The sequence below is a fragment of the Mycobacterium sp. 852002-51057_SCH5723018 genome (assembly GCF_001667035.1).
GTDB lineage: Bacteria > Actinomycetota > Actinomycetes > Mycobacteriales > Mycobacteriaceae > Mycobacterium.
In genome coordinates, this window is the sequence record NZ_LZIR01000098.1 from 40,087 (window position 1) to 59,447 (window position 19,361).

19 protein-coding genes and 2 pseudogenes are annotated in these 19,361 nt (G+C 67.7%); 15 read left to right on the forward strand and 6 right to left on the reverse strand.

Annotated elements, in window-relative coordinates:
• Positions 1-5: 5 nt before the first annotated feature.
• Both A5764_RS20905 and A5764_RS20910 read right to left on the reverse strand, forming a co-directional pair.
• Positions 6-938, reverse strand: coding sequence for a hydroxymethylglutaryl-CoA lyase (locus A5764_RS20905; RefSeq protein ID WP_067116518.1), 933 nt, complete (start codon positions 936-938; stop codon positions 6-8).
• Positions 935-2,167: a CaiB/BaiF CoA-transferase family protein gene (locus A5764_RS20910; RefSeq protein WP_231989772.1), complete on the reverse strand. Its 1,233-nt coding sequence runs from the start codon at positions 2,165-2,167 to the stop codon at positions 935-937. The genes A5764_RS20905 and A5764_RS20910 overlap by 4 nt, the downstream gene beginning before the upstream one ends.
• 191 nt (positions 2,168-2,358) lie before the next feature.
• Here A5764_RS20910 and A5764_RS20915 point away from each other — a divergent pair, with 191 nt between their 5' ends.
• From A5764_RS20915 to A5764_RS27745, 4 genes and pseudogenes are all read left to right on the forward strand, one after another.
• A complete protein-coding gene (locus tag A5764_RS20915) occupies positions 2,359-3,729 on the forward strand; it encodes an MFS transporter (RefSeq protein ID WP_197501652.1) in 1,371 nt (456 codons plus the stop codon).
• Positions 3,730-3,782: 53 nt separating this feature from the next.
• Entirely contained in the window at positions 3,783-4,850 is a 1,068-nt protein-coding gene (locus A5764_RS20920) for a PPE family protein (RefSeq protein ID WP_067116707.1), read from the forward strand.
• Between the two features lie 129 nt (positions 4,851-4,979).
• On the forward strand, positions 4,980-5,279 hold the full coding sequence (locus tag A5764_RS20925; RefSeq protein ID WP_067116710.1) for a PE family protein: 300 nt from the start codon (positions 4,980-4,982) through the stop codon (positions 5,277-5,279).
• A gap of 10 nt (positions 5,280-5,289) precedes the next feature.
• Positions 5,290-6,457: pseudogene (locus tag A5764_RS27745) on the forward strand (PPE family protein).
• A 15-nt stretch (positions 6,458-6,472) separates the two neighbouring features.
• Here the strand turns inward: A5764_RS27745 and A5764_RS20935 are convergent.
• Positions 6,473-7,291 (reverse strand): IclR family transcriptional regulator, encoded by an 819-nt coding sequence (locus A5764_RS20935; RefSeq protein WP_067116527.1) that lies wholly within the window; start codon positions 7,289-7,291, stop codon positions 6,473-6,475.
• Positions 7,292-7,398: 107 nt separating this feature from the next.
• On the opposite strand from A5764_RS20935, the gene A5764_RS20940 reads away from it, so the two are divergent.
• The 3 genes from A5764_RS20940 to A5764_RS20950 are packed head-to-tail and all read left to right on the forward strand — an operon-like array spanning position 7,399 to position 10,386.
• The gene (locus A5764_RS20940) at positions 7,399-8,259 is read left to right on the forward strand and encodes a siderophore-interacting protein (protein WP_067116530.1); all 861 of its coding nucleotides are present in this window, start codon (positions 7,399-7,401) and stop codon (positions 8,257-8,259) included.
• 34 nt (positions 8,260-8,293) lie between these two features.
• Entirely contained in the window at positions 8,294-9,457 is a 1,164-nt protein-coding gene (locus A5764_RS20945) for a lactate 2-monooxygenase (protein WP_067116533.1), read from the forward strand.
• A gap of 32 nt (positions 9,458-9,489) precedes the next feature.
• Complete coding sequence (locus A5764_RS20950; RefSeq protein WP_067116536.1) at positions 9,490-10,386, forward strand: tyrosine recombinase XerC; 897 nt, start codon at positions 9,490-9,492, stop codon at positions 10,384-10,386.
• A gap of 100 nt (positions 10,387-10,486) precedes the next feature.
• On the opposite strand, the pseudogene A5764_RS20955 reads toward A5764_RS20950, so the two are convergent.
• Positions 10,487-10,954: pseudogene (locus tag A5764_RS20955) on the reverse strand (M23 family metallopeptidase); the annotation flags it as partial.
• A 277-nt stretch (positions 10,955-11,231) separates the two neighbouring features.
• Between A5764_RS20955 and rpsB the strand changes: the two are divergent.
• Genes rpsB through A5764_RS20970 form a run of 3 tightly spaced genes read left to right on the forward strand, consistent with a single transcriptional unit; the run spans position 11,232 to position 14,381 of the window.
• Positions 11,232-12,098: a 30S ribosomal protein S2 gene (rpsB, locus tag A5764_RS20960; RefSeq protein WP_067116543.1), complete on the forward strand. Its 867-nt coding sequence runs from the start codon at positions 11,232-11,234 to the stop codon at positions 12,096-12,098.
• Between the two features lie 12 nt (positions 12,099-12,110).
• Complete coding sequence (gene tsf, locus A5764_RS20965) at positions 12,111-12,938, forward strand: translation elongation factor Ts (RefSeq protein WP_067116546.1); 828 nt, start codon at positions 12,111-12,113, stop codon at positions 12,936-12,938.
• 36 nt (positions 12,939-12,974) lie between these two features.
• Positions 12,975-14,381, forward strand: a complete 1,407-nt coding sequence (locus tag A5764_RS20970; protein ID WP_067116549.1) for an amidase — start codon at positions 12,975-12,977, stop codon at positions 14,379-14,381.
• Between the two features lie 4 nt (positions 14,382-14,385).
• Here the strand turns inward: A5764_RS20970 and A5764_RS20975 are convergent, their stop codons facing one another.
• On the reverse strand, positions 14,386-14,805 hold the full coding sequence (locus A5764_RS20975) for a MarR family winged helix-turn-helix transcriptional regulator (RefSeq protein ID WP_067116552.1): 420 nt from the start codon (positions 14,803-14,805) through the stop codon (positions 14,386-14,388).
• Positions 14,806-14,940: 135 nt separating this feature from the next.
• Here A5764_RS20975 and A5764_RS20980 point away from each other — a divergent pair, with 135 nt between their 5' ends.
• Genes A5764_RS20980 through A5764_RS20990 form a run of 3 tightly spaced genes read left to right on the forward strand, consistent with a single transcriptional unit; the run spans position 14,941 to position 16,293 of the window.
• Entirely contained in the window at positions 14,941-15,477 is a 537-nt protein-coding gene (locus A5764_RS20980) for a DUF1360 domain-containing protein (protein ID WP_067116555.1), read from the forward strand.
• Positions 15,478-15,494: 17 nt separating this feature from the next.
• Positions 15,495-15,908, forward strand: a complete 414-nt coding sequence (locus A5764_RS20985; RefSeq protein WP_067116557.1) for a ChaB family protein — start codon at positions 15,495-15,497, stop codon at positions 15,906-15,908.
• Positions 15,909-15,954: 46 nt separating this feature from the next.
• Positions 15,955-16,293 carry a DUF2795 domain-containing protein gene (locus tag A5764_RS20990; RefSeq protein ID WP_197501654.1) on the forward strand — a complete coding sequence of 113 codons (339 nt, stop codon included), beginning with the start codon at positions 15,955-15,957 and terminating at the stop codon, positions 16,291-16,293.
• A gap of 41 nt (positions 16,294-16,334) precedes the next feature.
• Here A5764_RS20990 and A5764_RS20995 read toward each other — a convergent pair whose 3' ends face one another.
• Entirely contained in the window at positions 16,335-17,174 is an 840-nt protein-coding gene (locus A5764_RS20995) for a glucose 1-dehydrogenase (protein WP_067116563.1), read from the reverse strand.
• 545 nt (positions 17,175-17,719) lie between these two features.
• Here A5764_RS20995 and A5764_RS21000 point away from each other — a divergent pair.
• Positions 17,720-18,286 (forward strand): MPT63 family protein, encoded by a 567-nt coding sequence (locus A5764_RS21000; RefSeq protein ID WP_067116566.1) that lies wholly within the window; start codon positions 17,720-17,722, stop codon positions 18,284-18,286.
• 97 nt (positions 18,287-18,383) lie between these two features.
• The gene (locus tag A5764_RS21005) at positions 18,384-19,319 is read left to right on the forward strand and encodes a lysophospholipid acyltransferase family protein (RefSeq protein WP_067116568.1); all 936 of its coding nucleotides are present in this window, start codon (positions 18,384-18,386) and stop codon (positions 19,317-19,319) included.
• Positions 19,320-19,361: the final 42 nt, after the last annotated feature.

A 19,361-nucleotide genomic window follows, 5' to 3' on the forward strand; every position in this document is an offset into this window, starting at 1 on the left:
CCGGGTCAGGCGGGAAGCCGCTCGCCGATCAGCCATTCCAGCGCGTGCGCGGTGGACCGTGCGCCTTGGGCAGCCTTGGACCGGTTCGGCTCGCCGAGCACGGCCAGGACTTGTTCCCCGGCGCGCACGATGTCGGCGAACACCCCGGGGGTCAGCCAGCGGGGTTGCAGCGCGAACAGCAGATCCTCGGTGGCGGTGTTGCCGCTCGCCCCCGGCGCGAAGGGGCAGCCGCCGAGGCCGCCGAGCGCCCCATCGACCATGGTGGCGCCGGCCTGGATGGCGGTGAGGGTGTTGGCGACCCCCAAGCCCCAGGTGTCGTGGCCGTGGAAGACGATCTCATGGTCGGGCGCGACGGTGCGTACCCGCTCGATGAGCCCCCGCACCTGTTGGGGCGTGGCCTGCCCGAGCGTGTCGCACAGCACCACGCTCGAGACGGCCCCAGCATGGCCGTCGGTGATCAGGTCGATGACGCGCTGTGGGTCGACGGGACCGCTGTACGGGCAGGTGAAGGCGGTCGCCAGGGTCAGTTCCAGGCGGCCACCGGCGATCATGACGAGGTCGACCACATTGGGGAGGGCCGCCATGCTCTCGGCGGTGGTGCGCCCGACGTTGGCCATGTTGTGCTGGTCGCTGACCGACAGGCAGTATTGGAAATTGCGGGCCCCGGCCTCGATCGCCCGGACGATGCCCCGCGGCGTAGCCGCCCACACCCAGCAGCGTTGCAGCTCTTCGGGAGTCAGCGCCGCGATGACGTCCAGCGTGTTGGCCATCGGCGGCACCAGGTCGGGCCGGGCCATCGCTCCGATTTCCACCGCGTCCACACCCAGGCCCAGCAGCCGCCGCGCCAACTCGACCTTGCGGGCCGTATCGAGCATTTTGCCGGTGAGCTGCAAGCCGTCGCGCAGGGTCACGTCGCGCAGGTGTACCGAGGGCGTCATCCGATGAGCTCCTTGATGTCGAGGGGGTCGGGGTGCCGGCCTGGGAACGGGCCGAGTATTTCCTCGGTGTGCGCACCGAGCTCCGGTCCGAGGCTTCCGATCGCGCGCGCGGCGTCGCCTATGCGCGGGACTATGCCGGGGAACGCTACGTCGGGCAGGATCTCGGTGCCGGTGGAGACCGGCAGGCGCTGAATCATGCCGCGCGCCAGGAACTGTTCGTCGGTCTTGATGTCGGCGGCGGTGTTGATGGGCCCGGCCGGAACCGAGGCGGCCTCGAGGGCGGCCAGCGCTTCGGCGGCGGGCATCGTCGCGGCCCACGCGCCGATCGCTTCATCGAGCTCGTCGCGCGCCTGCCAGCGCTGCGTATTGTTGGCCAGCCGTGGATCGTCGCCCAGGTCGGGCCGCCCGATCGCACTCATGAACCGGCGGTAGATGGCGTCGCCGTTGCCAGCGATGACCACCCACCGGCCGTCCGCGCACAGGTAGGCATTCGACGGCGCGATGCCCTCCATGCGGCCGCCGGTGCGGGTTCGGGTGACCTGATAAGCGTCGTACTCGGGGACCAACGATTCCATCACCGAGAAGATCGCCTCGGTCAGCGCGACGTCGACGGTACGGTCGGGCAATGGCGTGGATCGACCTGCGGCACGGTCCTTTTGGCGTTGCTGCAAGGCCAGCAGCGCGCCGAAGGCGGCGTAAATACCGGCGATGGAGTCGCCGATGGACACACCCACCCGTGACGGCGGACGGTCCGGTTCGCCGGTCAGGCCACGAAGGCCCGCCATCGCCTCGGCAACGGCGGCGAAGCCCGGTTGGTGGGCACGCGGTCCGGTCTGCCCGAAGGCCGAGACGCGCACGATGATCAGATCCGGGTTCTGCGCGCTCAGCTCGGCAGGGCCGATGCCCCACCGTTCCAGGGTTCCCGGCCGGAAATTCTCCATCACGATGTCGCAGGAGCGCGCCAACTCACGCACCGCGGCCTGACCCTCTTCGGTCTTGAGATCCAGGACGACGGACTTCTTGTTGCGGTTGATCGTGTGAAAGAGCATCGAGGTCGTGCCGGAGTAGAGACGCCAGGTGCGCAATTCGTCGCCGGTGCCGGGCCTTTCGATCTTGATGACCTCGGCGCCGAAGTCCGCCAAGAGCCGCGACCCCGTTGGCGCCGCGATGTAATTGCCCAGCTCGAGGACGCGCACACCGTCGAGTGGGCCGCCGTTGAACCTGTCCACCGAATCCCCTCTCTTTACCCACATCGTGCATCTATACCCACAATATGGCAAGAAGGTCTTCACAGCTGTGACGCGAACCGCTACAGTCGGCCAGGTGTCGTGAAACTCACATTGCAAGCGACAGATTACTCAGTAGGCGAGGTCTGCGGACCCGCGGGGACGAGAGAGCAGGAATGACAACATCAGCAGCCATGCCCGTAACGACCACCTCTGTCGGCGAGCAACTGGATCGCATGCCGGTAGGGACGGTGCACCGCAAGGTGATCGTGGCGGTCGGGCTCGGCCTCTTCTTCGAGATGTACGAGATCTTCTTGGCCAGTACCATGAGCACCGCGCTTCGACACGATTTCGGCGTGCATGGCACCGGGCTCAAGCTGGTGCTGGCCTCGTCGTTCGTCGGAATGTTTTTTGGCGCAGCGCTTTTCGGCCGGCTCGCCGACCGGATAGGACGCCGCAAAGCGTTCCTGCTGGGTCTCACCTGGTTCTCGGTGTGCTCACTGGCCGGCGCGTTCGCACCGTCGCCCGGGTTGCTGGTGGTCGCGCGTTTCCTGGCCGGCGTCGGCGTGGGAGCCGTATATCCGGTGGCCGACACGTACCTGGCCGATGTCCTACCCAAGGAACGCCGCGGCCGGCTGGCCTCCTACGCCTACACGTGCTCGTACCTCGCCGTACCGTTCGCGGGGTTTCTCGCGGTGTGGTTGACCCAGCATTCGCCGCTGGGCGTCGCCGGCTGGCGCTGGCTATTGGCCATCGGCGCCTCGGGCGCCGTGATCGTCTTTCTGCTGAACCGATGGTTGCCGGAGTCACCGCGCTGGCTCGCCGACACGGGACGGGCCGAGGAGGCGCAGCGGGCACTGGAGCGATTCGCGGCCGGGTCGAATGTCCCTGCGCTACCGATCAATTCCGCTGTCGACGCACAGCGCAACGGCGCGGCGCGGCCCGATCCCCACGAGCCCGCGCTGACCCGCCTTCGGCGCGCCCCTTACCACCGCCGAATGGTGATGCTGGCGTTGTTCCACCTGTTCCAGACGTTCGGCTATTACGGCTTCGGCACGCTCGCCGCGCTGGTCCTGGTCAGCCGCGGCTACGACGTCGCCTCGTCGATGCTGTTCAGTGCGCTGTCGTTTCTCGGATATCCGATCGGGTCCGCGCTGGCGATCCCCCTGATGGCGCGATTCGAGCGCAAGTTTCTGCTCGTCGGCTCGACGGTGGCGATCGCCGTGTTCGGCTTGATGTTCGCAACCCAGTCGTCGGTTCCGTTGATCGTTTCGTTCGGCTTCTTGACCACCGCGACCGGCAATGTCTTCTCCAACGTCTACCACGTGTACCAGGCCGAGATCTTCCCAACGGCCGTGCGCGCGACGGCGGTCGGCTGGACCTACTCGTTGTCGCGGCTTTCCAGCGGCGCCTCGCCGTTCATCTTGATTCCCGTCCTGCACACCTATGGTGCGGGCGCGATGTTCGGCGTGGTTGCAGTGGCACTGGTCGTAGTGGTCGTCGCGGTACTGGCCCTGGGGCCGCGGACGTCGCGCCGCAGCCTCGAGGAGATCAACCCGGCATGACGGCTCGACGGATCCAGATGCCTGATGCGCACACAATCGGCTGAGGAGTGGTGGTGTTCGACTTCGGGGCGTTACCGCCGGAGATCAATTCGGGCCGGATATATGCCGGGGCGGGGTCGGGATCGATGATGGCAGCCGCGGCGGCGTGGGACGGGCTGGCGGCAGAATTGAGTTCGACCGCGTCGGGCTATATGTCAGCGATTTCGGAGCTGACCAGCTCGTGGATGGGTCCCTCGGCGCAGTCTATGGTGGCCGCGGCCACGCCCTACATCTCGTGGCTCAGCGCGGCGGGCGCAGTGGCCGAGCAATCCGGCATGCAGGCCAGGGCGGCCGCGGCGGCCTACGAGGCCGCGTTCGCGATGAGTGTTCCGCCGCCGGTGATCGCTTCCAATCGCACGTTGTTGATGGCGCTGATCGCGACGAACTTCTTCGGCCAGAACACCCCCGCGATCGCGGCAACCGAGGTCCAATATGCCGAAATGTGGGCCCAAGACGCCGTCGCCATGTACACCTATGTAGGTTCCGCTGCGACCGCTTCGCAATTGACCCCGTTCACCGAGCCGACCCAGACCACCGACCAAGCCGGACTGGCTCAACAGCAAGCTGCGGTCGCTCAGGCCGCGGCCGCACCGTCGGCGACGCAGGCAGCGATCAACGACATCGTCAACAACTTGGCCAGTCAGGTAAAAGGAATCCTGTTCAGTCCCCTGGACGTTATTTACTGGCCGATGATCTATGTGGGATCTCTGATTTTTGCGCAGATGGGTGCGCTGTGGCCCGAGCATCTCGCCGGCGGGGCCGCAGCTGCGTTATCCGCGCCGCCCGCCCTCGCGGCGCCGGCCAACCTCGGCAGTGGGCTGTTCTCGGCAAACTTGGCTTCGTCCACCAAGATCGGTCCGCTATCAGTTCCAAGGAGCTGGGCCGCGACAGCACCGAATGCGGCACAAAAGTCACTCGTCGAGGGGATCGGCATCGAGGGTGCCGGCGCCCCGTCGGACGGACCAGAGACACTGCTCCGCCAAATACCGCCGGGTCGCGGCAGACGTGACCGCAGCGGCTGGCCGCCCCGCGAATACGGATTTCGCCCCCGCTTTACTGCTCGTCCACCATCGGCCGGATAGCGCAATGGCCCGAACACAATTCGAACATCAAAGCCTTCAAATGTGATCGTCCAGAGTGCGATCCCATCGTTGTCGGTACCGAAAGCCTCGAGGCTCTTGAGCCGGAAGGTTATGAGAAAGGAGAACCATATGTCCTTTGTTACTGCGAAACCAGAAGCGTTGGCGGCAGCGGCCGGCGCATTGCGGGCTATCGGCGCAGCGCTTGCGGCTCAGAACGCGGCGGCGGCGGCGCCGACGACGGGGGTGGTGCCCGCCGCAGCAGACCAAGTGTCAATACTGACCGCGGCGCAGTTCGCAGTCCATGCACACCTGTATCAGCAGGTCAGTGAGCAAGCCACGGCTATTCACGAGATGTTTGTCAACGCATTGGATTTCAGCTCGGGATCGTATGCGGCCACTGAGGCTGCTAATGCGATCGCGGCAGGTTAAGGGGCCCGTGATGCTCGACTTTGGGGCGTTACCACCGGAGATCAACTCGGGGCTGATGTATGCGGGTCCAGGCTCAACTTCGATGATGGGGGCGGCTTCTGGGTGGAATATCCTTGCCGCTGAGCTCAATTCGGCCGCCGTAGCCTACGACAGGGTGGTGAACACCTTGTCCAGCGAGGAGTGGTTAGGGCCGGCCTCGGCAGCGATGGCGGAGGCCGTCACCCCTTATGTGGAATGGATGAGAACCACTGCCGCTGCGGCTGAGCATGCGGCCAGTCAAGCCATGTCCGCTGTGACAGCTTTCGAAACGGCGCTTGCCACGATCGTGCCGCCGCCCGTGATCGCGGCCAACCGTCTCAATCTGGCGCAGCTGCTGTCCACCAACGTGCTGGGCCAAAACACCGCGGCGATAGCAGCTTTGGAAGCCCAGTATGGGGAAATGTGGGCAATCGACTCGGCCACGATGTATAACTATGCGGGCCGATCGGCGAGCATCTCGGCGGTCAAACCCTTCGCCTCGGCACCCCACACGACCAACCCCGCAGGTATGGCCCATCAGACCGCCTCGGTCACCGCGGCCACGGGTACCTCGGCGGGCACGGCGCAAAACACGTTGCACAATGCTATGAGCAACGTCACCTCGGCGCTGGGAAAGCTGTCCACCGGTGTGGTGGCCGCCGAAGCGGCGGCCCCGCCGGCGGATCCGGTGAAGAGCGTGCTGTCCTCGGGGTTGGTGGGATACCTCGGTGACATTTTCACCTTCTACGCACCGTTTTCCACCACGTTCTACAACACTGAGGGCCTGCCCTTCTTCTCCGCTGGCATCGCCAACACCTTTATGACGATCGCGAAAACCGCGGGCTCATTTGGCGGTCGTAGCCCCACCGGCACTCGGGCTAGGGCTGGCCCATGGCGGGGCTTCGGTTGCGGGAGCGTTGGGCCACGCGACCTCCGTCGGTCGTTTGTCGGTCCCGCCGGTCTGGGGCGAGAACATGCTGGGGCAGCCACACCACGGGGCGGTTCTGCCGGTCAGCAATATCAGGGAAGCCCCGGACGCACGGGCGGGAAACATGTTCGGCGGCATGCCGCTGGCCGGGGCAGGTGACGGAGGCGCCGGCAGGGGACCCCGATACGGCATGCGTCTCACCGTCATGCCCCGCCCACCGGCCGCCGGGTAGCGCCCTCGCGCCGCCTCAATAGGGAAGGCGGCCGCCGAGTGTCCGCGTCACCTGATCGGCGGCCCCGACCACGTTTTCGGCCCACAGCTCGGCGCGCTCGTGTGGCAGACGAAAGCTCGGTCCGCTGATCATCAGCGCACCGGCCACCCTGCCGCGAGAATCGAACACCGGCGCTGCGACCCCCGTAGCGCCCTCGTCACGCTCCCCGGAGGTAACGGCGAACCCCATGCGCCGCGTGTCTTCTACCTTGGCGCGCAACAAGTCTGGATCGGTGATGGTCGCATCGGTGAACCGGTCCAGGCCCTCCGACAGCACGTCGTCCAAGGCCTCGTCGTCCCAGGCCATCAACACCCGGCCCGCCGACCCGACGTGCAGCGGGACCACCTTTCCCACGTGCATCTCACGCCGGATCGCATGGCGCGTCTCGGCAATGGCGACGCACACCCGGAACGGGCCCTCCCGGCGGAAGAAGCACGCCGTCTCACCGCTGGCGTCGCGCAGCGACTCCAGCGCCGGCGACACCGCCTGCAAGATGTCCATGCTGCTCGCGACGGGGGCCGCCCAGTAGGCGACGCGGGCGCCGATCCGAAAGCGGTCGCCGACCCGGTCGAGGAACTCCTCGGCCACCAAATTGGCCACCAGCCGCTGCACCGTCGACGTCGGATAGCCGGTGCGCGCACGAATCTCGCCGAGGGTCAACTCGGGCTCCGACAGCGTGAATGCGTCCATGATGCCGCGGATCTTCACCAAAACCAGCAGCGGTTTGATGCCCGGTGACAACGGCCGCGACGATGGCGCCAACGGTGGAACAGCCAAGCCCTCGGCCTCACTCATTCGTTCATTCTCCCGTATCGGATTCGCCGCACCGCCCAACGCGCAAAACTGCGCAATCGGGGAAGCTCGTATAGTCGACGGGGGGTCGGGTCTGGACAGGAGGATAAGTGGCCGGTCGACCTCTGCAGTTCTTCGAAGTTGTCCGCACCAAGCAACTCGCACCCCACATGGTCCGAGTCGTGCTCGGGAGCAGTCAATTCGACACCTTCGTGCCGAGCAAATTCACCGACTCTTACGTCAAGCTGGTTTTCGTCCCGGACGACGTGGACGTCGCCGGGCTGCCCCAGCCGTTGACGCTGGACAGCTTCGCCGATCTCGCCCCGGAGAAAAGGCCTTCGGTGCGGACCATGACGGTCCGCCACGTCGACCCCGCGGCCGGCGAGCTCACCCTCGACATCGTCGTGCACGGCGAGCACGGGATCGCGGGCATCTGGGCCACGGAGGCCGAGCCCGGCCAGCCGATCTACCTGATGGGCCCCGGCGGCGCCTACACCCCCGACCCGGCCGCCGACTGGCACCTGCTGGCCGGCGACGAGTCGGCGCTGCCGGCCATTGCCGCGGCGCTCGAAGCGTTGCCCCCCAACGCTGTCGGCAAGGCGTTCATCGAGGTGGCCGGCCCCGCCGACGAAATCCCCCTGACCGCACCGGAATCGGTGCAGGTGAACTGGGTCTATCGGGGTGGCCGCGCGGACCTCGTTCCCGAGGACCGCGCGGGCGACTTCGCGCCGCTGATCGAGGCCGTCACCACCACCCTGTGGTTGCCCGGGCAGGTGCACGTTTTCATCCACGGCGAGGCGCAGGCCGTCATGCACAACCTGCGGCCGTACATCCGCAAGGAGCGCGGCGTGGACGCGAAGTGGGCGTCGTCCATCTCGGGCTACTGGCGGCGCGGCCGCACCGAAGAGACTTTCCGGCAGTGGAAGAAGGAACTGGCCGAGGCGGAGACCGGGGCTGCCGGGGCTTCTTAGGGGCCGACCTTCGCCCGGCTGGCATGCTCGTCGCATGGCTCATTTTGGGGACTACCAGAACGAGATCTACCTGCAGGGACTCGCAGGGGTGGTGCCGCCGTGGCCGATGGCCTTCACTGAGCTGGAGGCCAAGGCCGCCACGGCGCTGCCGCCGTCGGTCTGGTCCTACGTCGCGGGCGGGGCCGGTGACGAGCGCACGCAGCGGGCCAATTGCACGGCCTTCGAGCGGTGGGGCCTCATCCCGCGCATGTTCGTCGGCGCCGCGCAGCGCGACCTTTCCATCGACCTGTTCGGAATGACCCTGCCGTCGCCGATCTTCATGGCGCCGATCGGCGTCATCGGCATCTGCGCCCAGGACGGCCACGGCGATTTGGCCACCGCCCGCGCGGCCGCGCGCACCGGCGTTCCGATGGTGGCCTCCACGTTGACCGTGGATCCGATGGAAGACGTCGCCGCCGCCCTGGGCGACACGCCGGGGTTCTTCCAGCTGTACACGCCGAACGACCGCGATCTGGCCGCCAGCCTCGTGCACCGCGCCGAGGCGGCCGGCTTCAAGGGCATCGTCGTCACCCTCGACACCTGGGTCACCGGCTGGCGCCCGCGCGACCTGGGCACGTCGAACTTCCCCCAGCTGCGCGGGCACTGCCTGGCCAACTACACCAGCGACCCCGTCTTCCGCGCCGGCCTGGCACGCCCGCCGGAAGAGGACCCGCAATCCGCCGTGCTGCGCTGGGTGCAGGTCTTCGGTAACGCCCTCACCTGGGACGACCTGCCCTGGCTGCGCTCGTTGACCGACCTGCCCCTGCTGGTCAAGGGCATCTGCCACCCCGACGACGCCCGGCGCGCCAGGGACGGCGGCGTCGACGGCATCTACTGCTCCAATCACGGCGGCCGGCAGGCCAACGGCGGCCTGCCCGCGATCGACTGCCTGCCCGCGGTGGTGGAGGCGGCCGACGGGCTGCCCGTGCTCTTCGACTCGGGCATCCGCAGCGGCGCCGACGTCATCAAGGCGCTGGCGCTGGGCGCGACCGCGGTCGGTGTGGGCCGTCCGTACGCCTACGGCCTGGCGCTCGGCGGCGTCGACGGCATCGTCCACGTGCTGCGCATGCTGCTCGCCGAAGCGGACCTGATCATGGCCGTCGACGGCTATCCCGCGCTCAAAGATCTCACCCCGGACACGCTTCGGCGCGTCGACTGAGCCGGCCCTGCGGCTCCTGCCAACGTAAGGGCGTGGACGCGATCCTCGCCGAGTTCGACCAGTACCTGAACCTGCAGTGCGGCCGTTCCGCGCACACCCGCCGGGCGTATCTGGGCGACCTGCGCTCGCTGTTCGCCTTTCTCGAGTCCCGCGGGATCGGCCTCGACGGACTGAGCGTGCCGGTCCTGCGGGCGTGGCTGGCGACGGCGGCCGGCGCCGGTGCGGCCCGCACCACGCTGGCCCGGCGCACCTCGGCGGTCAAGGCTTTCACCGCGTGGGCGGCGCGGCGGGGGCTGCTCACCGACGACCCGGCCGCCCGGCTGCAGGTGCCGAAGGCCCACCGCACCCTTCCGTCCGTGCTGCGCCAGGACCAGGCGCTGCAGGCCATGGCCGCGGCGAAATCCGGTGCGCAGCAAGGTGATCCGCTGGCCTTGCGGGACCGGTTGATCGTCGAGCTGCTGTATGCCACCGGCATCCGGGTGAGCGAGCTGTGCGGCCTGGACGTCGACGACGTGGACACCGGGCATCGGCTGGTGCGGGTGCTGGGCAAGGGCAACAAGCAGCGCACCGCGCCGTTCGGGACGCCGGCGGCCGAAGCGCTGAGCGCCTGGCTGGCCGACGGTCGTCCCGCCCTGGTGACCGCGGAGTCGGGCCCGGCGCTGCTGCTGGGTGCCCGCGGCCGCCGGCTCGACGTGCGCCAGGCGCGCACCGTCGTGCACCAGACCGTCGCCGCGGTCGACGGTGCGCCCGACATGGGGCCGCACGGGCTGCGGCACAGCGCGGCCACGCACCTGCTGGAGGGCGGGGCCGACCTGCGGGTGGTCCAGGAATTGCTCGGCCACTCCAGCCTGGCGACCACTCAGCTCTACACGCACGTCGCGGTGTCCCGGTTGCGCGCGGTGCACGACCAGGCCCACCCGCGGGCCTGAATTCCGCGGGGTGTGCAGTCAGGGCCTTGAGTGTGCAGCCTGGGTGACGACACGCCGTGGGAGATCGCCATGGATGCACACGCGGTGCGCCTCACCCGTACAGCGGCTTGAGCCGGATCGGCGTCGACCTCAGCAGCCCCAGCGGGTCGACATACTCGGCGCGCGACGCCGGGCCCCACATCGCGCCCCAGTGCAAGCACGCCGCGGCCGGGCAGCCGGGATGCCCGGCCACCAGCTCGCCGATCACCGTCCCGGCCGTCACCGCCTCACCGACCCGCACCGCCGCCCGGACCGGCTCGTAGCTGGTGTGCAATCCACCCGGATGGGCCAGCGACACCACGGGCCGCCCGGCCAGCAGCCCGGCGAACACCACCGTCGCCGCGCCCGCCGCATACACGCGCTGACCGGGGGAGCCGGGCAGGTCAACGCCCCGATGGCCGGGATTCCAGTCGGGTGCGGGGGCGTCGAACCGTCGGGTCACGGCCGGGGCCGGCCGCATCGGCCAGTCCAACCGCACGTCGTCGGCGGCCGCCGGGGCCGCGCCGGCCAGCGTCAAGCACAGAATCAGCCCCGCCCATCGCACCGGTTCAGTTCAGTGGCACGCCGACGCCCTCACCACTCACCACCGCCGGTGCTGTGGAAAAACCACCTGCTGAGTCGGTGTAAACTGCTGGTCGCAGCTCGCTAGCGGGCTGACTTCGCGCGTCTGCAGCCAACCGATTGCCGTGCGGTCCCGTGTCCGGGTTTCCCTTCGGGGAGTCCGAGCCGGGCGCGGCATCGGCAGACGCCAGGGCCCGGCTTCACCCGACGCCGGGCGACAACCGACAACAAAGGAATGGCCGACCATGGCTGTTGTAACCATGAAACAGCTGCTCGACAGCGGCACCCACTTCGGGCACCAGACCCGTCGCTGGAATCCCAAGATGAAGCGGTTCATCTTCACCGACCGCAACGGCATCTACATCATCGACCTGCAGCAGACCCTGACCTTCATCGACAAGGCGTACGAGTTCGTCAAGGAGACCGTCGCCCACGGCGGCACGGTGCTGTTCGTCGGCACCAAGAAGCAGGCGCAGGAATCCGTCGCCGCCGAGGCGACCCGCGTCGGCATGCCGTATGTCAACCAGCGCTGGCTGGGCGGCATGCTCACCAACTTCTCCACGGTGCACAAGCGGCTGCAGCGCCTCAAGGAGCTCGAGGCGATGGAGCAGACCGGCGGCTTCGAGGGGCGCACCAAGAAGGAGATCCTGGGCCTGACCCGCGAGAAGAACAAGCTGGAACGCAGCCTCGGCGGCATCCGGGACATGAACAAGGTGCCGTCGGCCATCTGGGTCGTCGACACCAACAAGGAGCACATCGCCGTCGGCGAGGCCCGCAAGCTGGGCATCCCGGTCATCGCGATCCTGGACACCAACTGCGACCCCGACGAGGTCGACTACCCGATCCCGGGCAACGACGACGCAATCCGTTCGGCCGCGCTGCTGACCAAAGTGATCGCCTCCGCGGTCGCCGAGGGCCTGCAGGCCCGCGCCGGGTTGGGCCGCGGCGACGGCAAGCCCGAGGTCGAGGCCGCCGAGCCGCTCGCCGAATGGGAGCAGGAACTGCTGGCCGCTGCAACAACTCCCGTCGCCGCCGGTGCCGCCCCCGCTGCTGGCTCCCCTGTTCAAGACGCCGCATTGGGCGCATCCGAATCGACCACTGACCCCTCTTAGGAAGGCTGACCATTGGCGAACTTCACCGCCGCCGACGTCAAGCGGCTTCGGGAACTCACCGGTGCCGGCATGCTCGACTGCAAGAACGCGCTGGCCGAAACCGACGGCGACTTCGACAAGGCCGTCGAGGCGCTGCGGATCAAGGGCGCCAAGGACGTCGGCAAGCGCGCCGAGCGGGCCACCGCCGAAGGCCTGGTCGCGGCCAAGGACGGCGCGCTGATCGAGCTGAACTCCGAGACCGACTTCGTCGCCAAGAATGCCGAGTTCCAGGCCCTGGCCGACCAGGTCGTCGACGCCGCCCTGGCCGCCAAGGCCACCGACGTCGACAGCCTCAAGGCTTCCCCTATTAGCCAAGATTCGGCGACTACCACGGTCGAGCAGGCCATCGCCGACCTGTCGGCCAAGATCGGCGAGAAGCTGGAACTGCGCCGCGTGCAGTACTTCGACGGCAACGTCGAGACCTACCTGCACAAGCGCGCTGCCGACCTGCCGCCGGCCGTCGGGGTGCTGGTCGAGTTCACCGGTGACGACAAGAACGCGGCGCACGCCGCCGCGCTGCAGATCGCCGCGCTCAAGGCCCGTTACCTGTCCCGCGAGGACGTGCCCGAGGACGTGGTGGCGACTGAGCGCCGCATCGCCGAGGAAACCGCCAAGGCGGAGGGCAAGCCCGAGCAGGCGCTGCCCAAGATCGTCGAGGGCCGGCTGAACGGCTTCTTCAAGGACACGGTGCTGCTCGAGCAGCCGTCGGTGTCCGACAGCAAGAAGACCGTCAAGGCCCTGCTCGACGAGGCCGGTGTGACGGTGACGCGGTTCGTTCGCTTCGAGGTGGGCCAGGCCTAGCCCCGGCCTACCCCGGAAGCGGCTAGCGTCACAGTTATGCGACGCGTGCACGCTTTCGGCGACGATGCCCTCGGTGACCTCGACGCCGTCGGCCTGGCCGGCGCCATCCGGGCCGGTTCGGTTGGCAGGGCCGACCTGGTCGAGGCGGCCATCGCGCGCGCCGAGGCGGTCACCCCGGCCCTCAACGGCTTGGCTCACGCCGCGTTCGATCAGGCGCGGTCCGCCGCCTCGGCCCCCGCGAACGGTTTTTTTGGCGGCGTCCCGACGTTCGTCAAGGACAACATCGACGTCGCCGGGCAGCCCAGCATGCACGGCGCCGACGCGTGGGCGCCCTTTGACGCCCCCGCCGACGGCGTCTTCACCACGCTGTATCTCGGCACCGGCCTGACCTCGCTCGGCAAGACGCAGCTGTCGGAGTTCGGCTTCAGCGCGTCCGCCGAGCACCCGCGGCTCGGGCCGGTCCGCAACCCGTGGGACACCGAATACACCGCGGGGGCGTCGTCGTCGGGATCCGGGGCGTTCGTCGCCGCCGGCGTGGTCCCGATCGCCCACGCCAACGACGGCGGCGGCTCGATCCGGATTCCGGCGTCCTGCAACGGGCTGGTGGGACTCAAGCCGTCGCGCGGCCGGTTGCCCCTGGACCCGGCGCACCGCCGGATGCCCGTGGGCATCGTCGCCAACGGCGTGCTGACCCGTTCGGTGCGCGACACCGCGGCGTTCTACCGGGAGGCCGAGCGAATCTGGCGCAATCCCAAGCTGGCGCCCATCGGCGACGTGACGGGCCCCGGCAGGCAGCGGCTGCGGATCGCCGTCCTCACCCGCTCGGTCCAGCGCGAATGCAGCCCCGCGGTGCGCGAACTGGCCTTGAAATCGGCCGGGCTCCTCGAGGAGCTGGGCCACCGCGTCGAACACCTCGACGAGCCCCCCGTGCCGGCCAGCTTCGTCGATGACTTCGTGCTGTATTGGGGCTTCCTGGCGTTGGCCCAGGTGCGGGGCGGCCGGCGCCTGTTCGGCAATACCTTCGACCGCACCCGGCTGGACAGCCTGACTCTCGGCCTGGAGCGATACAGCGGCCGCAACATCCACCACCTGCCTATGGCAATCATGCGGCTGCGCAGGCTGCGGCGGCGCACCGCGGAGTTCTTCCGCACCTACGACGCGGTGCTCACCCCGACGCTGGCGGACGAGACGCCGCGGATCGGGTACCTGGCGCCGACCGACTACCGGCAGGTGATGGACCGGCTGATCGATTGGGTGGCGTTCACCCCGCTGCAGAACGTCACCGGCGAGCCGGCGATCTCGCTGCCCGTGGCCCAATCCGCGACCGGCATGCCGGTGGGCATGATGCTCTCTACCGACCTCGGGCAGGAATCGCTGCTGCTCGAACTGGCCTTTGAGCTGGAAGCGGCCCGGCCGTGGGCGCGGATCCAAGCCGCGAGCTGATCCGTCAGTCGGATCCCAGCTTGTCGAGCATGCGTTTGAAGTCGCGCTGCTGTGCTGCGGTCAGCTTGCTCAGGATGCGGGCATCGGCCGTCCGCACGGCGGCCTCGGCCCGCTTCAGCAGGGCGCGGCCCTGACCGGTCAGCGTGGCCGGTAGCGCGCGCCCGGAGGACACCGATGCGGGCCGTTCCACCGCGCCGACGTCTTCCAGCTTGCGCAGCACCGTGTTCATCGCCTGCGGCGTGACGTTGGTGTGCCGCGCCAGTTCGGCGCTGGACAGTCCCGGGAAGGCGGAAAGAATGCGCAGGCACACGAATTCGGGCAGCGTCAGGCCCAGCGGGCTCAACGCGGCCGAAACCTCCGGTCGCAAAACGGCTGCCACCCGGTACAGCAGGTAACCGAGGGGAGGGTCTGCAGCCTGAATCATGTCAACGATCTTGACATATCCGGGGCCCTTGCAGGTGCACCTCCGGCGGCGCGGCCCCCTCGTTTGGCCGGCCGTCATGATTTCCAAGCGCCCGAAGGGGTAACCCACAAGGGATCCAGACGTAAAGGAGCGCCCATGGGCGAAGCAACGCAACTCACCGAAGGGGTGACAGAGCGTGCGCGGCGCGAAGCCGACGCATACCGCGGCGACAACCCACGGCCGTTGGAGGGCTATTCGGTCGTCCTGGCGATCTACGGCCTCTTGGTCGCGCTGACGGGCATGGTCGTCGCGGCCACCGGACGAAAGCTGCCCCAGCGGTGGGGCATCCAGGATCTTTTGACCGTCACCATCGGCACCCACAAGTTGGCGCGCACGATCTCCAAGGACGCGGTGACCAGTCCGTTGCGGGCGCCGTTCGCCCACTACTCGGGAACGGGCGGTCCGGCCGAGGTGATGGAGGAAACCCGGCAGGGCAGCGCGCTACGCCACAGCGTGGGCGAGCTGTTGACCTGCCCCTTCTGCCTGGACATGTGGGTGGCCACGGGATTTGTGATCGGCCTGATCTTCGTGCCCAGGTTCACCCGCCTGGTCGCGGGCACCTTTACCGCCCTGGCCGGCGCGGACTTTCTGCAGCTCGCCTACGCCAAGGCGCAGCAGATGGCCGAGGGCTGACAAAGCGAGGAGGTTCGATGCCCAAGACAACCAAAGGCGGCAAGCCCAAGCAAAGCGAATTGCCGAGCACCCTGCAGCGTTCCGAGGCCAAGGCGCAACGCACGTTCGCCAAGGCACATGACTCGGCCGCCGAACAGTACGGCAGCGAGGAGCGCGCCCACCGGGTCGCCTACTCCGCGGTCAAGCACAGCTTCGAAAAGGTCGGCAATCACTGGGAGCCCAAAGAGCAGAAGGGTCCGTCGGACGAGCTGGCCGAGGGCGGCGGCCCGCGCAGCAGCGGCCGGTCGGCCGAGGGTGTCGACGCCAACGCCAGCAAGAAGCATCTGCTCGACGTGGCGCGCCGGCTCGACGTGCGCGGCAGGTCGACGATGAGCAAGTCGGAGTTGGTCGAGGCCATCAAGAAAGAAAACCGGCGGGTCCGGGGCCGCTGACGCGCGAAGGCGTGGGGGCGTTCAGGCCCGTTTGGATCGAGGCCCGTTGGGCATTCCGAGGGCCATGGTCGCGTCCACCACCCGCAAGCAACTCGAGCAGTCCCTCAGTGACGTGGATTTTCCGGCGAACAAGGCCGACCTGCTTCAGGCCGCCCGCGACGCCGGCGATGACGACACTCTTAGTGCGCTGAAGGCGATCCCACCCGAGACCTACAACAACCTCGACCAGATCCTGGCGTCGGTCACCATCGACCAACAGGCTCATGACGGCGACAAGGCCGCCGCCCGCCGGTCACACACCAAGCCCGGTCTCGCCGAAACCGCCAAGGACATCGAAAGCCGAAGCCCCATCGTCGACGAGTTAGGCGAAAACCGCGGCTCCTGACGACCCAAAGCCCTTGTGCCGCACAGTCCGGGCGCGGCCGGTTACAGGATCGGTCGGCCGCCGGTCACCGCCACCCGCGCCCCGGAGATGTAGCTCGCCTCGTCAGAGGCCAGGAGCACGTAGACCGGCGCCAGCTCGGCCGGCTGGCCGGCCCGCCCCAGCGGCACGTTGTCCCCGAACGATTCCACGCTGTCCGGAGGCATCGTCGAGGGGATGAGCGGTGTCCATATCGGGCCCGGGGCCACGCTGTTGACACGGATTCCCTTGTCGCCCAATAGCTGAGCGAGGCTGGCCGAAAGGTTGGCGATGGCGGCCTTGGTGGCCGCGTACGGCGCCAGGGTGGGATTGGGGCTGTCGGAGTTGACCGACGAACTGCCGATGATCGACGACCCCGGCCTCATGTGTGGCACGGCGGCCTTGACGAGGTAGAAGTAGGCGCCGACGTTGAGCCGGAAGGTGTACTCCCATTCCTCATCGCTGATCTCTTCCAGGCTTTTGTGCATCATCTGGAAGGCGGCGTTGTTGACCAGGATGTCGATGCCGCCGAGTTCCTCGACGGCCCGGTCGACAACCGCGCGGCAATGGGCCGGATCGGAGAGATCGCCGGGAACCAGCACACAGTTGCGCCCCGCCTCCTCGACATAGCGGGCGACATCGCGCGCGTCCTCGTCCTCATTGAGATAGGAGACGAGCACGTCGGCGCCCTCGCGCGCGTACGCGATCGCCACGGCGCGGCCAATGCCGCTGTCGCCCCCGGTGATGATCGCCTTTTTTCCGGTGAGCTTTCCCGAACCCCGGTAACTGTTTTCGCCGCAATCGGGAACGGGGTTCATCTCGGACTGCAGGCCGGGAACGGTTTGTTGCTGCGGCGGAAAGCTCATTGCGGCTTACCCTTTCGTGAGTCAAGTGAGTTCTGCATTGAGCCGGCAAAGTTCATCAGGATTCGCGGGTCGTTGGACCCGCGGTGGGGACATCCGGATCGTCGTCGGCCGGCGGCTCCGGATCACGCCATTCCTCGCTTCGACTCGACCTGTTCCCGCGTATCGTCCCGCTTCAATTCGTGCTTCAATTCGTCGTCTTCGCATGGACTGTGCTTGGCGCTCCCACGTTCCATCGACGGCCCCCTTTACGTTTCACTTTCAGGTTGTGCCGACAGGCAACTTCTATGGCTCCGGCTACCCCCCGTCGCCGCGATTAATCGCCGCGTGGGAGAGTGGCCGAGTGATAGCACTGATGCCCATGTGAATTCTGTGACCCCAAAGGCGCTGCGGCACAAATACAACACCGGTGCCGTTCACGCAGGCAGTAAGCCTGCTGTGGCAATTATCGGTTCGTCCGTGTTTAGGCCCGGAGCCGATGGGTTATGCCGTCTTTTGTGCGTATATCGCCCTGCGTGGGAGCGATTGTTCGACACGAAAGGAAAATCATGAAGTTCAACACCACCGCTGTAAAGACAGCTGTTGCTGCTGGGGGGATAGCGGCGGCCGGCGTTTTCGCTGCGGCAACCGCTTCCGCTGCGCCGCCCAACATTCAGGGATTCGGCACCAGCGAACAACTCATCGATGGACCGATGATCACCAATTACACGGTGAGCAACCTGCAGCCGAGCAACGCCTCGATTCCCGGCTACACCCCTAAGGGAACGCTCTACCAGGCGGACATCACCGCCAGGTCGGACGGTGGCGTCGTGACCCCCATGGTCAACGACTTCATCGCCCGCGGACCGAACGGGCAGAACTACCGGGTGATCGACAAGCACCCCGTCCCGAACGGCCTTAACCCGGCGCCGATCGCGCAGGGCCAGGAATCGACCGGCACCCTGTACTTCGACGTGACCGGCGCACCGCCGAACGGCGTCGTCTACAACGACGGAATGCAGGACATTCTGATCTGGACGTCGAACGTGCCAGGGTCCTCGACGCCAGGCGCACCGAACTCGCCGGGCGCAAGTCCGGCACCGGGTGCACCGCCCGCGCCGGCGCCGCACGCGTAATCCGCTTCAACGCAGATCTCCCCGCGCCACACCGAGTGGTGTGGGGAGATTTGTGCTTGGGGGCATCCTGCGCGCCCGAACCGGGTATCCGACCCTCATGAGTAATCCCGATCACAGGCCAGCCAAAGTACGTGCCCAAGCGCAGCGCCACGCCGAGCAGGCGCGATCCAGGATGGAGGAAGTGCGCAGCGGGCAGGAGGGCGGGCTCAGCGGCTGGGTCGCCGAGCGTGCCGGCCGCTGGGATCTCAGCGGGCAGGATGAGACCACGCTGCAGCGGCAGAAGTTTCTGTGGAATCTGCTGGTGGACTACTGGTTTCGGATGGAGATCGACGGATGGGAGAACATCCCGAGACCGCCGTCGCTGTTGGTGGGGATTCACTCCGGCGCCCCGTTCGTGTGGGACGCGTGGACCGTCGGCATGCAGTGGTGGCGGCGATTCGGCCAGGATCGTCCGCTGCATGGCACGGCGCACGACGCGCTGATGGCCATCCCGCTCTTTGGGCGTTATTTCCGTTCGATGGGTGTGCTTCCGGCCGCCCCCGACGCGATTGCCACGGCGTTGGCGGAGGGACGCGACGTCGCGTTGTGGCCCGGCGGTGAAGTGGACTCGCTGCGTCCGTGGGTCGAGCGTGACCGCGCCAACCTGGCGGGGCGAAAAGGGTTCGTCAAGATGGCGATTCGTGCTGGTGTGCCGATAGTGCCCATCGCGACCGTCGGCGGGGCCGACGCGATGCCGGTGCTGATCCGCGGGGACCGCCTCTCGAAGGCGTTGAAGCTCGACCGAATATTGCGACTCAAGGTCTTCCCGGTGGCGATCTCTCTGCCCTGGGGGATCGCGCCGGCGGCGCTACCGCAGCTGCCGCTACCGGCCAAGATCAGGACCAGGTTCATGCCGCCCGTCGAACTCGACCACGATCCCGCGCGCGCCGAGGACGACGACTACGTCGAGCGCAAGTATCACGAAGTGGAAGACGCCATCCAGGAAGGGATGGATGCGCTGGCCCGCAAGCGCGCATTGCCGCTCTTCGGCTGACCCCGCGAAGGGTTAGGCGCAATAACGGCTTTCGAGCTCGCG

Bases quoted from the DNA above. Each gene is read 5' to 3' on its own strand.
- A5764_RS20925 (WP_067116710.1), top strand. From the start codon at position 4,980: ATGTCCTTTGTTACTGCGAAACCAGAAGCGTTGGCGGCAGCGGCCGGC.
- A5764_RS21000 (WP_067116566.1), top strand. From the start codon at position 17,720: ATGAAGTTCAACACCACCGCTGTAAAGACAGCTGTTGCTGCTGGGGGG.
- A5764_RS20935 (WP_067116527.1), bottom strand. From the start codon at position 7,291: ATGAGTGAGGCCGAGGGCTTGGCTGTTCCACCGTTGGCGCCATCGTCG.
- A5764_RS20905 (WP_067116518.1), bottom strand. From the start codon at position 938: ATGACGCCCTCGGTACACCTGCGCGACGTGACCCTGCGCGACGGCTTG.
- A5764_RS20970 (WP_067116549.1), top strand. From the start codon at position 12,975: ATGCGACGCGTGCACGCTTTCGGCGACGATGCCCTCGGTGACCTCGAC.
- A5764_RS20995 (WP_067116563.1), bottom strand. From the start codon at position 17,174: ATGAGCTTTCCGCCGCAGCAACAAACCGTTCCCGGCCTGCAGTCCGAG.
- A5764_RS20945 (WP_067116533.1), top strand. From the start codon at position 8,294: ATGGCTCATTTTGGGGACTACCAGAACGAGATCTACCTGCAGGGACTC.
- A5764_RS21005 (WP_067116568.1), top strand. From the start codon at position 18,384: ATGAGTAATCCCGATCACAGGCCAGCCAAAGTACGTGCCCAAGCGCAG.
- A5764_RS20980 (WP_067116555.1), top strand. From the start codon at position 14,941: ATGGGCGAAGCAACGCAACTCACCGAAGGGGTGACAGAGCGTGCGCGG.
- A5764_RS20915 (WP_197501652.1), top strand. From the start codon at position 2,359: ATGCCCGTAACGACCACCTCTGTCGGCGAGCAACTGGATCGCATGCCG.
- A5764_RS20985 (WP_067116557.1), top strand. From the start codon at position 15,495: ATGCCCAAGACAACCAAAGGCGGCAAGCCCAAGCAAAGCGAATTGCCG.
- rpsB (WP_067116543.1), top strand. From the start codon at position 11,232: ATGGCTGTTGTAACCATGAAACAGCTGCTCGACAGCGGCACCCACTTC.
- A5764_RS20975 (WP_067116552.1), bottom strand. From the start codon at position 14,805: ATGATTCAGGCTGCAGACCCTCCCCTCGGTTACCTGCTGTACCGGGTG.